The organism is Nitrincola salilacus (assembly GCF_046271865.1).
Taxonomy (GTDB): domain Bacteria; phylum Pseudomonadota; class Gammaproteobacteria; order Pseudomonadales; family Balneatricaceae; genus Nitrincola; species Nitrincola salilacus.
This window is the reverse complement of sequence record NZ_CP176580.1, coordinates 2,704,826-2,725,690: the sequence shown is the minus strand read 5'-3', so window position 1 is coordinate 2,725,690 and position 20,865 is coordinate 2,704,826. Positions and strand designations below refer to the sequence as shown.

The 20,865-nt window shown below is 51.0% G+C and carries 17 protein-coding genes and 1 tRNA gene; 9 read left to right on the top strand and 9 right to left on the bottom strand.

What is annotated here, in order from left to right:
- The first annotated feature begins 103 nt into the window (after positions 1–103).
- The 5 genes from ACK3CJ_RS12860 to ACK3CJ_RS12840 all read left to right on the top strand — a co-directional run bounded on the left by ACK3CJ_RS12860 (position 104) and on the right by ACK3CJ_RS12840 (position 4,802).
- Positions 104–1,036 carry a porin gene (locus ACK3CJ_RS12860; RefSeq protein WP_409522613.1) on the top strand — a complete coding sequence of 311 codons (933 nt, stop codon included), beginning with the start codon at positions 104–106 and terminating at the stop codon, positions 1,034–1,036.
- 212 nt (positions 1,037–1,248) lie between these two features.
- Positions 1,249–2,166 carry a porin gene (locus ACK3CJ_RS12855; RefSeq protein WP_409522612.1) on the top strand — a complete coding sequence of 306 codons (918 nt, stop codon included), beginning with the start codon at positions 1,249–1,251 and terminating at the stop codon, positions 2,164–2,166.
- A gap of 175 nt (positions 2,167–2,341) precedes the next feature.
- Positions 2,342–3,058, top strand: coding sequence for an MlaA family lipoprotein (locus tag ACK3CJ_RS12850; protein WP_409522611.1), 717 nt, complete (start codon positions 2,342–2,344; stop codon positions 3,056–3,058).
- Positions 3,059–3,150: 92 nt separating this feature from the next.
- Positions 3,151–4,314, top strand: a complete 1,164-nt coding sequence (locus ACK3CJ_RS12845) for a PP2C family protein-serine/threonine phosphatase (protein WP_409522610.1) — start codon at positions 3,151–3,153, stop codon at positions 4,312–4,314.
- A gap of 2 nt (positions 4,315–4,316) precedes the next feature.
- Positions 4,317–4,802: an STAS domain-containing protein gene (locus ACK3CJ_RS12840; protein ID WP_409522609.1), complete on the top strand. Its 486-nt coding sequence runs from the start codon at positions 4,317–4,319 to the stop codon at positions 4,800–4,802.
- A gap of 82 nt (positions 4,803–4,884) precedes the next feature.
- Here the strand turns inward: ACK3CJ_RS12840 and tal are convergent, their stop codons facing one another.
- Together tal and dusA are read right to left on the bottom strand one after the other, a co-directional pair.
- On the bottom strand, positions 4,885–5,832 hold the full coding sequence (tal, locus tag ACK3CJ_RS12835; protein ID WP_409522608.1) for a transaldolase: 948 nt from the start codon (positions 5,830–5,832) through the stop codon (positions 4,885–4,887).
- Complete coding sequence (gene dusA / locus ACK3CJ_RS12830; protein ID WP_409522607.1) at positions 5,819–6,889, bottom strand: tRNA dihydrouridine(20/20a) synthase DusA; 1,071 nt, start codon at positions 6,887–6,889, stop codon at positions 5,819–5,821. The genes tal and dusA overlap by 14 nt, the downstream gene beginning before the upstream one ends.
- Before the next feature lie 486 nt (positions 6,890–7,375).
- Here dusA and gltX point away from each other — a divergent pair, with 486 nt between their 5' ends.
- The 3 genes from gltX to ACK3CJ_RS12815 all read left to right on the top strand — a co-directional run bounded on the left by gltX (position 7,376) and on the right by ACK3CJ_RS12815 (position 10,634).
- Complete coding sequence (gene gltX, locus ACK3CJ_RS12825; protein WP_409522606.1) at positions 7,376–8,863, top strand: glutamate--tRNA ligase; 1,488 nt, start codon at positions 7,376–7,378, stop codon at positions 8,861–8,863.
- A gap of 88 nt (positions 8,864–8,951) precedes the next feature.
- Positions 8,952–9,027, top strand: a tRNA-Ala gene (locus tag ACK3CJ_RS12820).
- 371 nt (positions 9,028–9,398) lie between these two features.
- The gene (locus ACK3CJ_RS12815; protein ID WP_409522605.1) at positions 9,399–10,634 is read left to right on the top strand and encodes a DUF3095 family protein; all 1,236 of its coding nucleotides are present in this window, start codon (positions 9,399–9,401) and stop codon (positions 10,632–10,634) included.
- Here the strand turns inward: ACK3CJ_RS12815 and ACK3CJ_RS12810 are convergent.
- The 4 genes from ACK3CJ_RS12810 to ACK3CJ_RS12795 form a co-directional block, all read right to left on the bottom strand.
- Positions 10,555–11,328, bottom strand: coding sequence for a 3',5'-cyclic-nucleotide phosphodiesterase (locus tag ACK3CJ_RS12810; protein WP_409522604.1), 774 nt, complete (start codon positions 11,326–11,328; stop codon positions 10,555–10,557). The two genes, ACK3CJ_RS12815 and ACK3CJ_RS12810, sit on opposite strands and share 80 nt — an antisense overlap.
- A 53-nt stretch (positions 11,329–11,381) precedes the next feature.
- Positions 11,382–11,969: a YhgN family NAAT transporter gene (locus ACK3CJ_RS12805; RefSeq protein WP_409522603.1), complete on the bottom strand. Its 588-nt coding sequence runs from the start codon at positions 11,967–11,969 to the stop codon at positions 11,382–11,384.
- A 76-nt stretch (positions 11,970–12,045) separates the two neighbouring features.
- Complete coding sequence (gene rarD, locus ACK3CJ_RS12800) at positions 12,046–12,945, bottom strand: EamA family transporter RarD (RefSeq protein WP_409522602.1); 900 nt, start codon at positions 12,943–12,945, stop codon at positions 12,046–12,048.
- An 80-nt stretch (positions 12,946–13,025) separates the two neighbouring features.
- Complete coding sequence (locus tag ACK3CJ_RS12795) at positions 13,026–14,474, bottom strand: peptidoglycan DD-metalloendopeptidase family protein (RefSeq protein WP_409522601.1); 1,449 nt, start codon at positions 14,472–14,474, stop codon at positions 13,026–13,028.
- Positions 14,475–14,747: 273 nt separating this feature from the next.
- Between ACK3CJ_RS12795 and ACK3CJ_RS12790 the strand changes: the two genes are divergently transcribed.
- Positions 14,748–15,884, top strand: a complete 1,137-nt coding sequence (locus ACK3CJ_RS12790) for a DUF294 nucleotidyltransferase-like domain-containing protein (protein ID WP_409522600.1) — start codon at positions 14,748–14,750, stop codon at positions 15,882–15,884.
- Here ACK3CJ_RS12790 and ACK3CJ_RS12785 read toward each other — a convergent pair.
- From ACK3CJ_RS12785 to ACK3CJ_RS12775, 3 genes are read right to left on the bottom strand one after another with little or no spacing between them, the layout of a single operon-like run.
- A complete protein-coding gene (locus ACK3CJ_RS12785) occupies positions 15,875–18,643 on the bottom strand; it encodes an ATP-binding protein (RefSeq protein WP_409522599.1) in 2,769 nt (922 codons plus the stop codon). The two genes, ACK3CJ_RS12790 and ACK3CJ_RS12785, sit on opposite strands and share 10 nt — an antisense overlap.
- Positions 18,633–18,812 carry a hypothetical protein gene (locus tag ACK3CJ_RS12780; RefSeq protein ID WP_409522598.1) on the bottom strand — a complete coding sequence of 60 codons (180 nt, stop codon included), beginning with the start codon at positions 18,810–18,812 and terminating at the stop codon, positions 18,633–18,635. The genes ACK3CJ_RS12785 and ACK3CJ_RS12780 overlap by 11 nt, the downstream gene beginning before the upstream one ends.
- A 20-nt stretch (positions 18,813–18,832) precedes the next feature.
- Positions 18,833–20,863 (bottom strand): 3'-5' exonuclease, encoded by a 2,031-nt coding sequence (locus tag ACK3CJ_RS12775; RefSeq protein WP_409522597.1) that lies wholly within the window; start codon positions 20,861–20,863, stop codon positions 18,833–18,835.
- Between the last annotated feature and the right edge of the window lie 2 nt (positions 20,864–20,865).

Here is a 20,865-nt window from a genome sequence, read left to right as displayed (position 1 = left end):
GAAATAATCTGGTTTTATAGTATTTTTTCGGTATCACTGATAAGGTGAGCCAAGAAAAAGTCAAACAACTACTAGTATGTTGAACGTTGAAGGGGAAAACTAAATGAAAAAGTCACTTATCGCTCTGGCTATCGCTGGCGCAATGACTGTTCCAGCAATCGCAATGGCTGATGCAACACTGTACGGCCATGTGAACATCTCTGCTGACAAAGCAGACAACACAAAACTGAACATCAATAACAATGGTCAGTCTACTACTCGTATCGGTGTTCGCGGAACAGCTGATACTGGTATGGACGGTCTGGTTGGTTTTTACCACATCGAAATGGGTATGGCTACAGACAACGGTTCAACTGCACTGAGCACTCGTCTGGCTCACGCTGGTCTGAAAGGTGACTTCGGTTCTTTCGCTCTGGGTACGCAGTGGACTCCTCATTACCTGTGGGGCACCAGCGCTACTGACGTAATGCTGTCTAACATCACTGGCAACCTGCGTTCTTCTGATGTTGTCTACCGTGCGTCACGCTCTGCTATGTACCTGTCTCCAAACATGGGCGGCTTCCAGTTTGGTGCTGGCATCCTGGCTAGCTCTGCAAATTCAGACAAGAACGTTGATGCTTTCAACGTTGCTGGTCAGTACAGCGCTAACGGTTTGACAGTTGGTCTGTCGCACATCAGCTTTGAGTCATCCATGTTCAATGCTGCTCGTGACCACTCCACTTCTGCTGCTGTAAGCTACAGCTTCGGTCCAGCTATGCTGGCAGCTAGCGTTACTCACAATGAGCTCCGCGCTGGTGGCGATACTACTCCATTCGAACTGGCTGGTACTTACAGCGTAACTGACAGCACTACGCTGAAAGTTGCATATGCAGACCACGACAACAGCGCTAAAGGTTACGGCGTTGAGGTTCAGCACAACCTGGGTAGCATGACTAACCTGTATGTTGGTTACGGTGAAGCTAACTCTACACTGGAAAATCGAGCTGTTAACCCTGGCGCTGACGTCTTCAGCACTGGTATTCGTGTACGTTTCTAATAGTTAAAGATCTTAATGAAAGCTTTTTAGCTTTTATCTGATCTCAAAGGCTCCCTTCGGGGGGCCTTTTTCGTTTTATCAGGCTTAGGATGCCTTTGTATTGTCATTATCTGCTTCAATGATGGTGTCGATCGGGTTATAATCAAGCCGCTGATTTATATATTGTTAAAAAGTATAACCACTAGCATATTGAATATTGAAGGGGAAACTAAATGAAAAAGTCACTTATCGCTCTGGCTATCGCTGGTGCAATGGCTGTTCCTGCAATCGCAATGGCTGATGCAACTCTGTACGGCCACGTAAATATCGAAGCTGCAAAGGCTGACGGAGCTAAGCTGAACATCGGTACTGGTGCAAACTCCGGTTCACGTATTGGTGTTCGTGGTACTGCTGATACTGGTATTGATGGCTTGGTTGGTTTCTACCAGATCGAAATGGGTCTGTCTACTGACAATGGTTCAACTGCACTGAGCACCCGTCATGCTCACGCTGGTCTGAAGGGGGATTTTGGTACTTTCGCTCTGGGCACTCAGTCGTCTCTGCACAACCCCTGGACTGCCGATCAGGCTGATCTGATGCTGTCTGGTGCCGCACGCGTTCTGTATGCTTCTGGCGTTATTGGTCGTGTTTCCAGGTCTGCTTTCTACACTTCTCCGAACATGGGCGGCTTCCAGTTTGGTGGCGGTATTCTGGCTAGCGATCAAAATGCTGACAAAAACGTTGATGCTTACAATGTTGCTGGTAAGTACAGCGCTAACGGCCTGACTCTTGGCCTGTCTTACGTCAGCTTTGAAACTGCTAACAACGCTCGTGATAATGCCACTTCTGCTGCTGCAAGCTACAGCTTTGGCCCAGCTACTCTGGCTGCCAGTGTTACTCGTAACGATTTTCGTGCGGGTGGCAACACTACACCGTTCGATCTGGCAGCTACTTACAGCGTAACAGACAGTACTACGCTGAAAGTGGGTTATTCTGATCACGACAACAGCGCTAAAGGTTATGGTGTTGAAGTTCAGCACAACCTGGGTAGCATGACTAACCTGTACCTGGGTTACGGTGAAGCAAACTCTGCACTGGAAGCTGCTGGCGGCGCTGATGTAATCAGCACCGGTATCCGCGTACGTTTCTAATAGCTAAAGATCTCAATGAAAGCTTTTTAGCTTTTATCTGATCTCAAAGGCTCCCTTCGGGGAGCCTTTTGCGTTGTAAGAATGTCAGAAGCTGCTACACAACAATATCTGCTTTAATCGCAAGCTGGGGGTGTTACAATAAGCCCATCTGAGATTCGGCATACAAGGATTTATAATGCTGGCTACATCAATTCGTAAATCTGCTGCAGTGACCAGTCTGCTTCTGGTGTTTACTGCCCCCACAATTCTGGCAGAAGAGGAGGTCGTAAATATCGATCCCCTTGAGGGATTCAACAGGGCGTTGTTCAGCTTTAATGATGGTGTTGATCGGGCTGCAATCAAGCCTCTGACGCAGACCTATCGCTATGTTATGCCGGATGTAGCGCAGATGGGGGTGACGAATTTTTTCGGGAATCTCAGAGATTTGCGCACGCTGCTGAATAATCTTTTGCAGGGTAAGTTTCACAATGCATCTGAAGATTTTGTGCGCTTGTCATTTAACACAGTGTGGGGCGTTGGTGGCTTGTTTGATGTCGCAACACCTCTTGGTATACCCAAAAACAATGAAGACTTTGGGCAAACGCTAGGGTACTGGGGAGTAAACTCCGGGCCATATATCGTCCTTCCTCTCCTGGGGCCAAGCACCTTCAGAGATACTGCTGGGCTGGTGCCGGATATGATGGTTGATCCAGTTCGATATGTTGATGATCGTGCACTACGTAACTCACTTCATGCGGTGCGCATACTGGATACACGCTCCCAGTTAATGGATTCAGAGCGACTTATATCAGGCGATCGCTACAGTTTTGTACGTGATGCATATCTTCAGCGCCGTGAGTTTTTGGTAAATGATGGTCAGGTTGAAATCACGTTTGATGAAACAGATTTCTAAGTGTTTCAAATGTATGATGGTTTCGTAAAGGGTAGCGAATGTACTTAATCATGAAGGCTAATGAGTCAGTCAGATAATACGGCCAGTCATTAATGAGCCAACAAGCCCACAATGTTCTGCTGGCATCAGCCTGTACGGAAACCACTGATCGTTTATTTGAGCTATTCGAACAGTGTGATACCGGGCCATTGCGAATTATTGTCAGTCGCGATCCAGTAGATGCCGAGAGTCAGCTTGAGCATCGCGACTTCATGCTTGCCATCTTTGATCTTGGCTCCTTTGTGACGCCGTCTTTCATGTCTGCCGCCTCTGCCAGGCTCAATCCCATGCCCGCAATTGCGTTGGTGAGTGACGGAACTGCTGAGCTGATTATTTCGGCCCTCAGATCAGGTGCGGATGATGTGTTCCTGCCTTCTGATCTTGAACTGCACCCAGAGCTTTTCATTGATTCAATGAAACGACAGCTTAAAAGGGCGCTTCATATTGTTGAAGCCAAGCGTCTAAGAGACAGTCTTGAGCGAAGTCTGGATGAGTTGAGGGCAGATCACCGTGCTGCCCAACAGGTGCAGCAGAACCTTCTACCACCTAAAGAACAGACCATCCACGGTATTCGCTTTGAATACACCCTGACTCCTTCGTTATTACTCAGTGGCGACTTTGTTGATGCCATCGCCATCAATGAGCATCAGGTGCTTTTTTACCTTGCTGATATATCCGGGCATGGTGCGTCATCGGCGCTTGTAACAGTGTTGTTGAAAAATATGACGCATCGCTTGTTGCGTAATTATAAACGGCACTCAAGTTTTGATATCCTCTCGCCGATAGCAACTCTTGAGCGTATCAATCGTGAGCTTCTGCTGACAGGGTTGGGCAAGCATCTGACGATGTTCATTGGTTTGATTGATACACAGGCCTCAACGTTGATCTATGCCGTTGGCGGACATCACCCAATGCCGGTTTTCCATTCGTTGGAGGGAGCCTGCTATCTGGAGGGTAGAGGTATGCCGGCGGGCTTGTTTGAGTCGCCATCCTTCGAACAGCGTGAATTACAGCTGCCGCAGACTTTTGCCCTGACGCTTTTCTCTGATGGCATTCTTGAAATCATCAGTGGCGACAGTCTTTTGGAGAAAGAAGAGAATATTCTTCAGTTGTTGAAAGGTGGGTTTGTATCCTCCTTTGATCTCTCGACGAAGTTGATCAAAGCCGATGCATCGAATCCGGATGATGTGGCAATAATGACAGTGTCTCGAGATTAACAATGAGTGAAGGTGAAATTTTTTACGCCTGCCAGGATGGGCACTATGTGCTCAAGTTTGTCGGCGAGGTTCGTCTTACGCTTTGTTCAACGATTGATCAGCATCTTGAAAGTCTGCTGTCGCTGGATGAAATTACCGATACATTGATTGATCTGACCGAAACGATCAATATCGATAGTACGTCACTGGGTTTGATTGCCAAATTGGCTATCAAAACAGCGGAACGCAAGATGCCAAAGCCGACATTGGTTTCTACTAATCCTGATATCACGCGTATACTGCTGGCCATGGGGTTTGATAAGGTTTTTTTGCTTATTGATTCACTGCCGACCAGTGTCAAGGATCTGAGGAAGGTTCCTTTTGTTGAGGAGTCGGAAGATGTGATCAAGCAGCGGATTATCGATGCTCACAGAGTGTTGATTGACCTTAATGAAGGTAACCGCTCTGCTTTTAAGGATCTGGTGGAAACGCTTGAAAACTGCGGCTGACCGGGTCTTTCCTTTCACTACAGCAAGAAGCCGTGACATACGATGTCTGTCCCGGCTCATCGCTTCATAATCAATCGGTAGATTACTGGCTCAGAACAGTTTCCAGCTTGATCTGATCGGCCGCAAAATTGCGGATGCCCTCGGCAAGTTTGGCGCTGGCCATGGCATCTTCATTCAGCATCCATCTGAATTTGCTTTCACTCAGGCTGTAGGGTTGATCCGCACTGTAGCTGCTATCTGCCGTCAGTTTTGCGTGCAGAGTGGCTTCGCTGTTTGCCAGCTCCTGCATCAGGGCGGGGCTGATCGTCAGGCGGTCGCAGCCAGCGAGAGATCGAATTTCATCAATATTTCTGAAGCTTGCACCCATCACGATAGTGCCGTAGCCATTAGCCTTGTAGTAGTTATAGATGCGTGTCACGGACTGAACACCTGGATCGTTATCCCCCATGAAGTCCTGATCCGGCTGGTTGGATTTATACCAGTCAAGAATGCGGCCTACAAAAGGAGAGATCAGGAAGACGCCGGCATCAGCGCAGGCCATTGCCTGACTGAAACCAAACAATAGCGTCAGGTTACATTGAATATTCTCGTGCTCAAGTACTCGGGCGGCTTCTATTCCTTCCCAGGTTGAGGCAACTTTGATCAGCACTCTGTCCTGCGGAATATCGAACTCTTGATACATCTCGATCAGTCGTTTGGCGCGTTTGATTGTCGCCTGTGTGTCGAATGACAGACGGGCGTCAACCTCAGTTGAAATGCGGCCGGGAATGATAGACAGGATCTCTTTGCCGATCAGTACAGCCAGGCGGTCTGTCATGTTGTTCAGAAGCTCCTGGCTGCCGCCTCCCTGCTTTTCTGCCCACTGGCGTGCATCTTCAAGCAAGTGGGCATACTTGGGGTCCTGGCTGGCTTTAAGAAGCAAAGAAGGGTTGGTCGTGGCGTCAACGGGTTTGAATGCACGAATCGCATCGATATCGCCGGTATCCGCGACAACTGTGGTTATCTGTTTCAGTTGCTCAAGCTGGTCCATTTAGTGGGGCCCTGTCGTTGTTATGTTCTTGAGATACAAATTGCAACGCTTCGCGATAAACGTCAATAGCTGCGCCAGATTTATGTCCATTTTCGCTGATATGACGGCGAAACTGCTTGCCACCACGCTGACCATGAAAAAGTCCGAGAAGGTGTTTCAGAACCGAGTAGAGTGGGGCGCCTTCCTGTAGTTGTGCTTCCAGGTAGGGGATAAATGCTTCGGCGATCTCAAGGCGGGACAAAATCGTGTGATTATCGCCATAGAGCTCGCTATCGACCTGGCTCAGTGACTCGTATGGGTTCTGATAGGCCTCTCGACCGATCATGACTCCATCAAGATGTTCAAGGTGCTGTTGACATTGATCCAGTGTCTGGATGCCACCATTGATGATGATCTCCAGTTCAGGGAAGTCAGTTTTAATCTGATGGACCCACTCATAACGAAGAGGAGGTACTTCGCGATTCTGTTTCGGACTCAGGCCCTTCAGAATCGCCTTGCGTGCATGGATGATAAAGGTGGAGCAGCCACTGCCTTTAACGATTTCGATGAAGTGCCTGAGTTGCTCCAGGCTTTCCATATCATCTATGCCCAGGCGATGCTTGATGGTGACGGGGATACTCACTCTGGCCTGCATCTCGGAGAGACATTCAGCCACCAGTTGCGGGTGTGCCATCAGGCAAGCGCCTATCATATTGTTCTGTACGCGATCGCTTGGGCACCCAACATTGAGATTAACCTCGTCGTAGCCCCAGTCTTGCGCCATTTGCGCACACTCTGCCAACTCCTGTGGATTGCTGCCTCCCAATTGCAGGGCCAGTGGGTGCTCTGCCTGATCGTAGCGCAGGAAACGCTCACGATTGCCATGAATCAATGCGCCTGTAGTGACCATCTCGGTATATAGGAGTGCATGCTGTGATAATAGACGGTGGAAGTAGCGGCAATGTCGGTCCGTCCAGTCCATCATGGGTGCAACGCTGAAGCGGCGATTAACATTGTCTGCAGGTGGGTTTTGGCGTGGTGCCTGGGTCAGGCTGCTCGGTATCTGGCTGATGGGCATCTAAAAGGGATCTTTCTGTTTAAAGTGAGCTGTTTAAGCAATTTTGATGGTGAAGGGAATATCATAACATATTTGTGTCGAAGTGCCGGGGAGTGGCAGGGTGCAGGCAAAAAAAACGCCGCATCCTAAGATGCGGCGGTATCGCAGTGCCCCTCGAGTGCGATTAAAAAGCTTGCTTTCGATACTCATAGTGTCTTCCAGCTTGCTTGATATTTATAATGCATATGGTGTGCCAGTATTTTATTATCTATTAATATCAATGGTTTAATATTATTTCGTGTTTTTGTTGGTACACAAAATCACTTGATGGCTGCCAATTTCGGGGCGTGTTCCCGTTCAGGTGCACACTTATCGTGCATGTTTCTGCTACCTGTGCTGTGGTAGTTTTCAACCCGGTTGGCCATAGCCGATGCGGCTTGTGGCGCGCTATAATTGCGTCTTTGTCCATCTGTTCAATTGTTCAATTCGCAATGAGTACAAGAGATTATGACTGTTCGCACCCGCGTTGCTCCTTCTCCTACCGGTGATCCTCATGTCGGTACGGCCTATATCGCACTGTTCAATCTGGCGTTTGCGCGTCAGCATGGAGGGCAGTTTATTCTGCGTATAGAGGATACTGATCAGACCAGAAGCACGGCTGAGTCCGAGCAGGCTATTCTGGACTCACTGCGCTGGTTGGGTCTGGAGTGGGATGAAGGCCCGGATGTGGGTGGTCCGCATGGCCCTTATCGTCAGAGTGAGCGTAAGCATATCTATAAGGACTATGCGCTGGAGCTGGTAGAGAAGGGGTTCGCGTTCCATTGCTATCGCACACCGGAGGAGCTGGATGAGCTCAGAGAGCTCCGTCGTGCAGAGGGTAAGCATACTGCCTTGAAGCAGAGCGATCTGGCTCTGCCTGAAGAGGAGGTTGCCCGTCGCGCAGCCGCAGAAATGCCCTTTGTGATCCGCATGGTAGTACCGGAAGAGGGTGTCTGCGAGATAGAGGATATGCTGCGCGGGACCATCGAGATGGACTGGGGGCAGGTGGATGCGCAGATTCTGCTGAAATCTGATGGCATGCCGACCTATCATCTGGCGAATATCGTTGATGATCACCTGATGGCCATCACGCATGTTATCCGTGGTGAGGAGTGGATCAACTCCGCCCCCAAGCATAAGCTGCTGTACCAGTACTTCGGTTGGGATATGCCTGTCCTGTGCCATATGCCACTGCTGCGTAACCCGGATAAATCCAAGCTGTCCAAACGCAAGAATCCGACCAGCATTCTGTACTACAAGCGCATGGGATATTTGCCGGAAGCCTTGTTGAACTATCTCGGCCGCATGGGGTGGTCGATGCCGGATGAGCGTGAGAAGTTCACGCGCCAGGAGATGTTCGAGCATTTTGATCTGACGCGCGTGTCACTGGGAGGGCCTGTCTTTGATCAGGAGAAGCTGAGTTGGCTGAATGGTACCTGGATTCGTGAAGAGCTGAATCCTGAGCAGTTCGCCCAGGCATTTATCGAGTGGGGGCTTAATCCTGAGTACCTTAAATCGATTATCCCGCTGATTCAGCCACGTGTTGAGCGCTTCTCAGATGTTGCGCCACTGGCTGGTTTCTTCCTCTCAGGGATGTTACCGATCAATGAAGAGAGCTTTGCTCATAAAAGCCTGACACTGGATGATGTGCGTCGAATTCTTCAGTTTGCTGCCTGGCAACTGGATCAGCAGGCCGACTGGGATAAGGATGTGTTGTTTGGTGTGTTGAAGCAACTGGCTGAGCCGTTGGGCTTCAAGATTCGTGATTTCCTGTTCCCGCTCTTCGTGGCGATCACCGGCACAAGTCAGAGTGTATCCGTTGTGGATGCTATGGGTATCCTGGGGCCGGATATGAGCCGTGCCCGAGTGCGTTTTGCACTGGACAAGATCGGCGGCCCGTCCAAGAAGGAAACCAAGCGCTGGGAGAAGGAGTTTCAGGCCCTTCAGCAAAGCTGAGGAAAAAACAGGCAGGATTCAATAATTTATGCCAATAATTTGTTGACAAGAAAAGGGCGGGGCCTTAATATTTGCCCCGTCATCAGATGGGGCCTTAGCTCAGCTGGGAGAGCGCGACGCTGGCAGCGTCGAGGTCAGGGGTTCGATCCCCCTAGGCTCCACCATCCTTCCGACAATAAATTATTGTATTTACACGATATTTATAGAATATCAGAATGCTATTCCCCTAATGTGTCGAAGATGTGTCGATTGCGGGTGCGCTCCTGAATTAGCTGCATCCTCTGGATGGCCTTAGTGCCACCTCTCTACTGCTTCACACAATATGCTTACCTTCCCTCCCATGATCCAGATTGTGATATTACTCTTCAATTAACCAAGTCTGAATTGCTGTTTGTCCTTGTCTACCAAGAACTGTTAGGCTCTTTCTGACGTATTATTTAAAATATCTATGCTATATAAGCATCAGGTAAGCAACTGTTTCGGGTATAGGGATCTACCTCAGGCGTAATGTGTTTGATTGGCACTGGGGTTTTGAATGCTATTGAAGCGTATATCTGATTTTGAGCGTGAATCGAGTGACAAGGCCTGTTATCAGGAACTTGACGCCAGTTGGTCGATCGCTGTCGCTGATGTGATCGCCAGTACGCAATTGGCACTTGCAGGCCGTGATCGGGATGTTAACTTCGTAGCAGCCTGTGTTGTTGCTGTCCTTACTGAGATAATGAGCACTGACGAGATTCCTGCAGCCATTCAGTTTGGTGGTGATGGTGCCGTAGCGGCTGTTCCTGAGCAGTTTCATGCAGAGGCCGAGGCCGCGCTTGCCGCACTTGCTTATTGGTCTCAAACTCAATTCGGTATTCCTTTGCGTGTCGGGCTTGTCCCGGTCGCTGAATTGCAAAAGGCAGGTCACTCCTCTTACGCGGCGCTGCATGATATGGGTAATGGTAACGCGTTTGGTCTATTTCTCGGCTCTGGGATAATAGAGGCTGATCGTTGGGTCAAACAGGATCCGCGCTGGCGACTTGCGCCACAGGAGGGTGCGTTGCCCGGGATAGACAACCTTTCCTGCCGATGGCAGCCATTACCATCAAAACGCGGTAAGGTAATGTGTTTGATCATCGACCCACAGGATGGTCATGATGATACCCTCAAGCATGTGCTGTCAGATATCAGTGCCTGCGTGCCCGAAGGTGTTGCTGCACCCATAGGGCCGGTTCATTCTTTAACACCTCCGGCATGGCCATCATGGCAGTCATTGAAGCGTGAGCTACGACTGCCGTCATCCAGTAGTGCAATTTTCCGAATCATCAGAGCGTTTGTTGGATCAGGCATATTGCACATTGCTCACCGTCTGGGAGGTCGCCTGGGCGGTGTCGATGCCAGGCGGTATCTTGAGTCGCTGGTGCAGAGGACTGATTATCGTAAACAGTCTGGCGGTCCCAGGCTTGTGCTGGATGTGACTGATGATGAGATCTTTCAGATCGAGCAGGTGCTGCGTGGTGCTGAGGATGATGGCAGGATTTTGTTTGGTACTTCTTTGAGTGATGCGGCAACCATGACCTGTCTGGTCGGTGATTTTCAGGCTGACAGGCATGTGCACTTTGTTGATGGTGAGGAGCTTGGTTTCTGGCGTGCATCACTGGTCTTGAAGGATAAGCTGGTGCAGCGTATGGAGTGGGTTAACAAGAGTGTCAGCTCAGTTCAAACTGCTGACCGCAAGATAGCACTACAAGATCCTGTCCCTGTAAGCGATGCTGGAGCTCATCGATAATCTGCCTGGTATAGCTGGGTTTAAGATGCGAGATCCAGATGTGTTCTGGTTTCTGGTCCATATCTGCGAGCAGTGTTTGTAGCATACCAGGTGTCAGGTGTTTGGAGAGCTTGGCAAGGGTCTCCATATTGTCGGGCATCGCGCACTCTACCATCAATGTATTGATGGTGCCGAGACGGTTCAGATTGCTGATCACTTCCGGGCTTAGGGTGGTATCGCTGGTGAATACAAAAATGGGGCAATCCTTCTTCTCAACCCTGTACCCGCAGGTTGGTACGACATGATCCGAGGGAAAGGGGGTCAGAGTGAGGGTCTCTGTGTGGATTGATTGCCAGGGCGTAACGGTTATAAAGCGCAGTACCGGGTTCTGTTTGTCTGGTAACGCTGTAAAGTCGGGCCAGATGGACCAGTTGAACATGTGCTGCTTGAGTGTGTCGATAACTTCCGGTAGTGCGTAGACCTCGATAGGGTCTTTGAGTTTATCAAAAAGATTGTCGATCAGCAGTGGTAGAAAGCAGATATGATCAAGGTGGGCATGGGTCAGGAAAATACGCTTTATCTGAGCCAGCTCCGATTGAGTAAGGCTTCCAAGGCCGGTACCTGCGTCGATAAGTGTATGCTCATCGATGCGAATGCAGGTTGTATGTTGATTGGCGCCCATGCCGCCGCTGCACCCCAGAATCTTTATTTTCAAGCATCTGTCCCTTTTATTATTTTGTCATCTCTTTAAAGATGGTAATGGATATTCTATCCCATATAGCTTTTGAATCCATCAAGAAGCATCTGTACTGAAATCGAGATCAGAATCATCCCCATCAGTCGCTCAATCGCTTTCAAACCTCTGGCACCCAGTAGTTTGAAAAGCCCTTGTGAAGAGAGCAGTATGATGGCGCTGAGGAACCAGGCGCCACCCAAAGCCATGAGCCAGTCTACACTTCTTTCGGGGCCGGTATCGGCCAGCAGAACAAGTGTCGCAAGCACTGAGGGGCCGGCAATCAATGGCACGGCCAAGGGGACAACCAGGGGTTCTCCGTCTGATCCATCATCTCCCATCACGCCACCACGAGATGGGAAAATCATGCGAATTGCAATTATCATCAACACAAGACCACCGCCGATGGCGACTGCTTCGCGCGACAGACCAAGTACTTTGAGGATGACCGGGCCGGAAAAAAGAAACAGCAGCATGATCATCAGAGCGATAATCAGTTCCCGAATCAATATCTTGATTCTTCGCTCTGGAGTGACCTTTGATAATACTGACAGAAAGATCGGGATATTTCCCAGCGGATCCATAATCAGAAAAAGGGTAACTGCGACTGCAAAGGTTTCCATGATTGGCCTTGTTCAATAGGGTGAAAATGATGGTCAGATGTTTTATATATCCATAAATCCATGATAGACGACAGGATTATAATTTTCCTGCCGTTATCCCGCTCTTATCTAAGGATTTTCTACTCAGCCATAATCCATAGAGGAAAAAGCCCATGGCGATCCAGATGAGAATGAAGGTAATCAGCCGCTGGGGAGGGTAGGACTCATTGAAAATGAACACAGCAGTTAAAAACTGCAACGTTGGGTTGAGGTACATGATAAAGCCGACAACCGAGAGATCAAGGCGCTTGGCGGCCGCTGCAAACAGCAGTAATGGAACGGCTGTGACGATGCCCGATAGCACCATCAGTGATGTGGTCATCGTGTTGCCGGCAAAAAAAGCCATCGCTTGACCGGTTTGCAGTTGCCATAAAATCCAGCCAAGAGCCAGGGGTAGAATCAACAGTGTTTCAACGGTCAGGCCATTGAGGCTATCGACCGGTTGCTGTTTACGAACCAGCCCATAAAAGCCAAATGATATGGCAAGTGTCAGCGATACCCAGGGCAATTTGCCCAACATGATCAGCTCAAAGAGAACGGCTACGGCAGCGAGCCCTCCGGCAATTGCCTGCAGGGGGTGCATGCTTTCCTTGAGGATGATTCGGCTGAGGAAAAGACTCACCAAAGGAGTGATGAAATATCCGAGACTGGATTCCAGAACACGTTGCTGGCTGACGGCCCAGATAAAGATCAACCAATTGGTTCCGATCAGTAGTGAGGACAGCAGTAACCACCCAAGAGCTCTTTTATCTCGAAGCAGAGCTGTGAGGCTGTGCAGTCTGCCAGCAACCAGAATCACAAGTGTCGTGGCGATGAAAGACCAGATGATTCTGTGTACGAGCACCTCGAAAGATGGTACCTGAGACAGCAGGTTGAAGAAAAGCGGAAAGCATCCCCAGAGTGTGTAAGCAGCAAGTGCCAGCAGCAGTCCTTGCATGTGCGGTATCTCCAGAGGATGAGGTGGATCAGAAAGGCTGGCCTGCCGCTACTGAAGTGGCAGGCCAGTATCGGCGAAGCTTAGCGCATTGCCAGACGCTGTTCCTGGTCACCTTCGATCATGCTGACCATCTGAGACACGCGCTCGTTGAAGCTGGCCAGTTGCTCTTTGGGTACTGAGGTTGCCAGTGGGATATTAGCTGTCATGGCGTTAACCGGGCGCCCGTTCACATGCAATTCAAAGTGGAGGTGAGGGCCTGTTGTACGGCCTGTATTGCCAGATAGTCCAATGCGCTGCCCACGTTTGACTGATTGACCACGCTTCACCAGAAAGCGGTCAAGATGCAGGTAGCGTGTTTTGTACTGACTGCCATGAGAAATCTCGACGTACTTACCGGCATAAGGATGATTCTCGACTCTTGTTACAACCCCGTCACCTGTCGTTAAAACAGGAGTACCAATTGGCATGGCATAGTCTGTACCGTTATGTGGTGAGACACGTCCAGTCACCGGGTGGAGTCTACGCGGGTTAAAAGAGGAGCTGATGCGATAGCGACTGTTGGTCGGGTTGCGCATAAAGGCGCGTGCAAGGCTTTCACCATTGGCGTCGTAATAGTTACCATCATCAAACAGGAAGGCAGTGTAGTTGCGTTTGTTCTGCAGCAGTCGTACCGCTTCTATACGAGACTGGCCAGTATACTCATCGCCAACACGCTGGCTGGTGCGAACAACCTGGAATACATCGCCGGCCTGGATCTGGCGCGCAAAATCTAATTGCTCTTTGAACAGGTCACTGATTTCGGCGATTTCAGATTTAGTTAACCCTTCTTTGATCGCGGAAACATAGAAGCTGCCATGAATTTCTCCTGACACTATCTGGTGTTCCCATTCGCCATCATCGATAACTTCCTGGTATTCGAAAGCATTATCGGAGACACGTTGGTAGTGGATTCTGTTACCGGCATGAATATAGAGCTCCATCTCATCGAGGAGGCCGGTAGTTTCATTCATTCTGAATGTCAGAACGTTACCCGGACGCAGTGTATCCAGTGCCAGAAGCGATTGATCTGCAGCCAGGATGTGATGCATGGCAGCCTGGCCGACCTGAGCTTTGTCGAACAGGCTACCCAGAGTGTCGCCGGATTCGATGGTGAAACTGAACTCGGAAGGTGTTGCCGCGACGGCTTCTTCTTCAACAAGCTGGTCGATCATGGGCCCATCAGGAAAATCCGAGAGGAGCTCAGTTGATGGCTCCTGGGCAGTATCATCTGACAAAGCAGGTGTGTTTGGTTCTGAGGCGAACTCTACAGGCTCTTCAAGACTGGCTTGCTTCGGCTGAGCCGGTGCCACTCTCTGAAGGTCTGAAGAATTATTGATGTTGGGTGAGTGGCTCAGATTGGTTTGGCGACCGGAAGTGCCATGTTGTGACGACTTGATGGTAACAGACTCTTGTACGCCTTCACCCTGTGCCGGCCATACCAAGGCAACCAGAACGGTCACGGTCGCGACAGAGAGTCCCCCTAAATGCAATACAGGAATCCTATTCCAGCAATTTCTGACTATCTGTGCTTTTCCAAGATTCATCTGTGCCCCGCGTTATCCCCGTTGTATATTTACTATATTATTATTGCGAAACATTACACTTCATATACTCTTTTTTTGCAACCGCAGAGACCGATTAATTTCCGGAATAATGCTTTATATCAATAGAAAAGCGTTGCATCACACTGCATTATTAATAATGGGTAATGGCTATGTGTATATTTGGTAGCCAGATGTGATGACAGTCAATCGGAGAGGCTTATGTATATTTACAACGAGCATTCGTCCTGGCGCTTGCTGCTGAGTGATGCAACTGATGTCGATCGCTCTGTCTGGCCAGTGGCTCTGCGGCCTCTTCAGGCGATCTTGTCGTCATTATATGGTGCGTCTGATCTTTGTGTCGCCAGAAGCATTCAGCCTGAGCTGGTCAAAGCTCTGTCAGAGCTGGATATTCCTGCCTGGAGAATAAGTCAGTTACTCAGTGATCATAATGACTGGATATATAAGCGCTGTATTGAGCTATCTCTTGATGAGATGCAGGCGCAGGGCTGGGGAGCGCCACCTTGTCGTTTTTGCGTGTTGTCGCTGGGGTCGGGTGCGCGTCATGAAAGTCTGCTTGGGCCTGATCAGGATAATGCCATGATTATCGAGTCTTATCCGGATCAACGGCATCACGAAATTGATACCTGGTTTCAGGCAGTGGCCGAACGCTTTACCGACCGGCTTGATCAGGCGGGTATTCCTCTGTGCAAGGGGCATGTGATGGCGCGCTGGCCTCTCTGGCGAAAGTCGCTTGATCAATGGTGTCAGCAGATGCGTCTCTGGACACGCCGCCGGGTTGTCAGGCAGGTGCAGTTCTCCAATATACTGCTGGATTTTTATCCGGTTTACGGTGATGTATCGCTGTGTGAAGCGTTTCGCGACTGTATCGTGGAGATAATGCCGGATGCGGGTTTGTTTCTGAATGAGATGAGTGATCTGCTGGATGAAACACCTGTAGCGCTCGATCGCTTCGGCCGGGTTCAGGGCGATGGACGTGATGCGCCCCATGCAGAGGCTTTGAATATCAAACGACAAGGCTTGCTGCCACTGCAGAGTGCGCTCAGACTGCTATCACTTCGCCAGGGTATAAGGGCGATTGACTGTCGTGGCAGGCTGAGTGCATTGGTTGATAAAGAAGTGCTCAGTGAGCATGACGCTATCGCTCTGGATGCTGCTCTGGGTCGATTGCAGTCTCTTCTGCTGCAGTCGCAGATGGCCAGTCTGGAGCAGGGCAGGATGGTTGACGGATGGATACATCAAGGGCAACTGGATGAGGCGAGTCTGCAGTTGCTGAGATTGGATCTGCTGCAGATTCAACAACTCCAGAAGCGTGCCAGAGCTCAGGCTCATTCTTGATTGATCACCGGTTGATTCGGGGCGCAGGGAAGCTCCATTACCAGGCGGGCACCACCCAGTGTTTTCGGATCCTCTACCCATAGGCGCCCTCCCATGTGGGCGAGAATACCGCGACAGATCGGCAGTCCGAGCCCAGTTCCTTTGGGGCGCCCTTTAGGTTGAGCCAGGCTGCCTTGCTCAACCTGATGAAACTTCTCGAAGACCAGCTCTCGCTGATTCTCGGGAATACCTTCACCATTGTCCTCCACGCTGAGTCGAAAACAACGTCCAACCCGCTCCAGAGTTACATCGACCCGTCCATCCTGTGTGGAGGCAAACTTGCGGCCATTATCCAGCAGATTGATCATCACCTGCTGCAGTCGGTCCGGGTCTGCCACTACCTGGGCGCTGTCTTGTGGCAGTGTTATTTTCAGCTCAATCCAGCGCTCTTCGTAAAGGCGAGCCACTGCGTCGATGGATTGCTGCAAAGCCAGAACCAGATCCAGTCTTTCCGGTTTGAGTGTCATTCGCCCTGATTCCAGTCGGGCCAGGTCCAGAATTTCCTCGATCAGACGCGACAGTCGTTCACTTTCGCGGACGATGACATCAAGAAAGTGAGCTTTTTTCTCATCGTTGAGATTGGGGGTGTCTCGAAGAATCTCGGCAAAGGCACGTATTGATGTCAGTGGCGTGCGCAGTTCATGGCTGACCATCGCTACAAACTCGTCCTTCAACCTGTCCAGTTCGCGCAATCGATCATTGGCTGAGCGCAGCTCTTCACCGATTCTGGCCAGCTCTTTCGATTTCTGTTCAAGTTGGCGGTTGTATTCCAGTGCTTGAGAGGTAGTATCCAGAATGCTGAGTACGGCATTGAGATCCAGAGCTTCACCCTTGACCACGGAGTTGATCAGCACCCTGGCTGAGGAGTTTCCCAAAGCACCGGCCAGCTGTTTTTCGGCGCTGGCGATCAATCCGGGTGAAGCAGTCAGTTCATCATCACTGACTTCTCTGGTCGATCCGTCAGTCTGATATTGTGCGAAGAGTCTCTGTGTCGCCCGATTGCCAAGGTAGCGATGAATCAGTCGCTTAAGTTCGCCTCTGCTGGTCTGGCCACGCCACAGGGGTGTGTTTTGCAAGGCGTCAGGACGCATCGCCTCAGTGAAAAGTGCTGCTTGCGTCTGCTCCAGATGAGACTGTCGGGTGAAGAGTGAGACGATAATGATCAGCCCCACATTAACCAACATGGTCCAGAAGAGGGCGTGGGTGTAAATATCGTAACCCTCCATCCCGAACAGCTGATAGGGACGAAGCCACGATATGCCCCAGGGACCCTCGCTGAGCAAACTGATATCGATCCATCCTGATTGGGCAAAACCCGGAATCAGCAGGGTATGGCACCAGATCACAAATCCGCCGATGAGACCAGCCGCTGCGCCAGCCTGAGTGGCCCCGCGCCAGAACAGGCCGAGCAGCAGGGCGGGTGCGAATTGGGCGGCAGCAGCGAAAGAGACCAGCCCAATGGTGACGAGGCTATAGGAATCTCCAATCAAGGCATGATAGAGATAACCCAGAAACAGGATCAGTATGATCGCTATGCGTCGGATTCCCAGCAACAAGCCGCTGAGATCCTCCTGCTGCTCAATATTCAAACGACGCATTCTCAGCAGCAAGGGCATGACCAGTTGGTTGCTGATCATCGTGGACAGCGCAATTGTCTCGACAATCATCATCCCGGTTGCGGCAGACAGGCCGCCAACGAACACCAGTAATGATAGTGCCTCTTTTCCCGCCGCCAGAGGTAGTGTCAGCACAAAACTGTCGGGTGACTGGGCAGCGCTGCCCAGCATCAGGCCAGCCAGCGCAACCGGTATGACAAAAAGATTGATGGCAAACAGATACAACGGGAACATCCAACTGGCACGGCGCAGGTGGTTTTCATCCACATTTTCAACCACCAGCACCTGAAACTGACGTGGTAGTGTGATGAAGGCCAGCATCGACAGTACCAGCAAACCCACCCAGCCAGCAGCACCGCCGGGTACATCGGCGAGACCCAGGTTGTCGACCAGTTCCGGATGTTCTGCAGCACGCTGAAACAGATCAACCGGTCCTGAGTAGAGATAGAAGGTGACAAATATACCCACCGCCAGGAAGGCGAGCAGTTTGACTATCGACTCAAAGGCGATAGCAGTAACCATCCCTTCATGTCGTTCACTGGCATCAAGCTGTCTTGTACCGAACAGGATGATGAATACAGCCAGCACGATCGCTATCCAGAAGGATTTATCAAGCAGGAAGTGGCTGCCAGGTATATGGTCTATTGCAGTTCCGGGGTAGCTGGTAAGAATCCCATAGCTGATGGTGATCGCTTTCAGTTGCAGCGCAATATAGGGGATGACACCGATGACCGCAATCAAGGCGACGAGTGCGCCGATGCGGCCGCTCTTGCCATAGCGTGCACTGATAAAGTCGGCGATTGAGGTAATTCTCTGTGCACGGGCTATTCTGACCATTTTGCGGATCAGCAACCAGCCAAGCAGCATTGCGAGGGTAGGGCCGAAATAGATCAGTAGAAAACTGGGGCCATGTACGGCGGCTCGTCCGACACTGCCATAAAAGGTCCAGGCAGTGCAATAAACGGCGATTGACAGCGCGTAGACGGTGGATGAGCCAATCACTGAGCGACCCTGCTCCGCTCTTCGATCCCCCCAGGCTGCGATAATAAACAGTAATGCAAGATAGCCGAAGGCTATGATCAGTATGAGTGGGTCACTCCTCATGACTGCGCTCCACCACCAGCGCTGTCAGCGCTATGAGTATCAGCCAGGCAATAAACAGATAGGCTGGTAGCCAGGAGAGGCCGTTGCTGGCCGGGGTATCGAAAATCAGCAGAATAGGCGGTGTAAAGAGCAGTACACCCAGTAGCGTCAAGGGTATGAGCCTGCTCAAAAGCGTTCTCTTCTGCATACTTATCCTACCCTGACAGGTTCCATGGTGGCCTGCAGATCCAGCGCCTGCTGCAGGGTAAGGATTCCTCTTGCTTCAAGTCGGGGCAGTAGTGCGAGCAGCAGTTCGGCTGTGACTCTGGCGTCGCCGAGTGCCGTGTGTCTTGAGCCTGCAGGGAAGGTCAGTTGAAAACGCTGGGCCAGCGCATCCAGACCATGCCCTTCAAATCCTGGATCAATAGCGCGTGAAAGCAGCAGCGTATCCAGTACCGGCATATCAAACACAACCCCCGCATCCTCGCTGCCACGACTGATAGCGAGCATGTCAAAAGCGGCATTGTGAGCAACAAGCACCCCCTGTCCTACAAATGTACGAAAACGTGGAAGTACAATTGGTAGAGGGGGAGCTCGTTTTACATCGGTATCATCCAGCCCATGAACAGCTGTGCTATCGGCTGGGATGGGTATGCAGGGGTTGACCAACTGATCGAATGCCTCATGTGCCAATAATTTTCCATTCAGAATGCGGCAGGCGCCAATGCTGATGATAGTGTCTCCATCGCGTAGCCTCAGACCGGTTGTCTCTGTATCAAATACCACCATATCAAGTTGGCGCAGCGTCAGGGCTCCTAATGCAGCATCGGGGGCTGGCAGTTCGGCTATGCTGAAATCATGAAATTCAGGGCGTGTTTTTCTCCTGCGAGCTGGCTCGGGTGCACGCTCTGAGGCAGGCAGTGGTATGCGAATACGTGCCTGACGTTCCTCTCTAAGACTCCACCAGTCGCTGTTGTGTTGATTCAGCACATCGCCGAGTCGCGCTGCAAGCGGCTCTTCAGACAGCGGCATATTACGCCACTGTTCAAGCAGACTTTGTGGCAAGGAGTCTCCCTGCCAGATCAGATCCATGTAAACACGTTTGTTGCCAAGGCATATTTCAGCATCAAACGAACTTTGCTCCGTATGTTTTCTGAGTAGCTCAACGAGCACCTCCAGCATGGACAGCAGTGCCGGGCTGTCTGCTCTGAACCAGGCGGGAATACCGATAGGTGTGAAGGTGATGTGGCTGGAAGATAAGCGCTCTTCAAGCGCTTTCCAGAGATCGTTGGACCAGGTGTCATGAAGCTGGCTCTGGTCGAGTTGGACTTTTTCCAGAATGCGGGCCAGATTATCGATCTGGGCGCCGATGGCAGCAGACTCCTGCTGAACTCCCTGCTCAAGTCGGAGCTTGATTTCACTGCCATTGGCTGCGCCTGACAGCGCTTCAGCAGCAGTTGTCAGGCTGGCTGCGTGGCCGCGCAGTGCCGGAATAAGCTCAGCCAGAGGTTGGCGCCAACGCTGATTCGCGTTCTGACTTTCTGTTCTATCCTCCAGGGTCAGCAGCACTTCGCCTTGAGTGGCGCTGACTCTGCGCAGGTCACAGCGCAACCAGCGTCCCTCATGGTGTAGCAGTATCTGCCTTGGCGTGCCGTCTGCCGGGAGTCTGTCGAGTGTATCGGTCAGGTTTTTCAGTGGCAGGAGCTGGCCAAGATGTCGGCCGAGGCCCAGCGCTGGGTGATTGGTAAAGAAATGCTCTGCAGAAGGATTGAGCATCAATACACGTTGATGGCTGTCGCACAGCAGCAGAGGGGTCTCAAGTACCTGCAGCACAGCCTCAAGTTCGTGACGGATTCTGGTTGCGTCGCTGGCACCCTCTTCTCTGGCAGAGGACAGGGTATCACGATCTTTCTGCCAGCGTTGACGCAGTCGCTCAAGATCCGGCCTCAGTGAAGAGAGCCAGCCCTCGGGTGGAAAGTCCTCTCGGGCATCAGGATTGGCTGCCAGGCGAGCAAACTGAACCTGAAGGTGGCGTAAAGGGGCGAAGAGTTTACGTTCAAGTAGTATACCGATGAGTGCCAGAATTGCGCTGCTGCTCATTGCGGTGATCCAGAGCAGCCAGCGAGATGTGCCCGTAGGGGCGAGGGCAGATTCCAGCACAAACGCCAGTGCCAGCCCGCCAAAAAATGTCAGGCCTGTCAAAAGCAGCCATATTCCCAGTAACTGCTGGCGCTTAGGCATAG

Bases quoted from the DNA above. Each gene is read 5' to 3' on its own strand.
- ACK3CJ_RS12860 (WP_409522613.1), top strand. From the start codon at position 104: ATGAAAAAGTCACTTATCGCTCTGGCTATCGCTGGCGCAATGACTGTT.
- ACK3CJ_RS12855 (WP_409522612.1), top strand. From the start codon at position 1,249: ATGAAAAAGTCACTTATCGCTCTGGCTATCGCTGGTGCAATGGCTGTT.
- ACK3CJ_RS12850 (WP_409522611.1), top strand. From the start codon at position 2,342: ATGCTGGCTACATCAATTCGTAAATCTGCTGCAGTGACCAGTCTGCTT.
- ACK3CJ_RS12845 (WP_409522610.1), top strand. From the start codon at position 3,151: ATGAGCCAACAAGCCCACAATGTTCTGCTGGCATCAGCCTGTACGGAA.
- ACK3CJ_RS12840 (WP_409522609.1), top strand. From the start codon at position 4,317: ATGAGTGAAGGTGAAATTTTTTACGCCTGCCAGGATGGGCACTATGTG.
- tal (WP_409522608.1), bottom strand. From the start codon at position 5,832: ATGGACCAGCTTGAGCAACTGAAACAGATAACCACAGTTGTCGCGGAT.
- dusA (WP_409522607.1), bottom strand. From the start codon at position 6,889: ATGCCCATCAGCCAGATACCGAGCAGCCTGACCCAGGCACCACGCCAA.
- gltX (WP_409522606.1), top strand. From the start codon at position 7,376: ATGACTGTTCGCACCCGCGTTGCTCCTTCTCCTACCGGTGATCCTCAT.
- ACK3CJ_RS12815 (WP_409522605.1), top strand. From the start codon at position 9,399: ATGCTATTGAAGCGTATATCTGATTTTGAGCGTGAATCGAGTGACAAG.
- ACK3CJ_RS12805 (WP_409522603.1), bottom strand. From the start codon at position 11,969: ATGGAAACCTTTGCAGTCGCAGTTACCCTTTTTCTGATTATGGATCCG.
- rarD (WP_409522602.1), bottom strand. From the start codon at position 12,945: ATGCAAGGACTGCTGCTGGCACTTGCTGCTTACACACTCTGGGGATGC.
- ACK3CJ_RS12790 (WP_409522600.1), top strand. From the start codon at position 14,748: ATGTATATTTACAACGAGCATTCGTCCTGGCGCTTGCTGCTGAGTGAT.
- ACK3CJ_RS12785 (WP_409522599.1), bottom strand. From the start codon at position 18,643: ATGAGGAGTGACCCACTCATACTGATCATAGCCTTCGGCTATCTTGCA.
- ACK3CJ_RS12775 (WP_409522597.1), bottom strand. From the start codon at position 20,863: ATGCCTAAGCGCCAGCAGTTACTGGGAATATGGCTGCTTTTGACAGGC.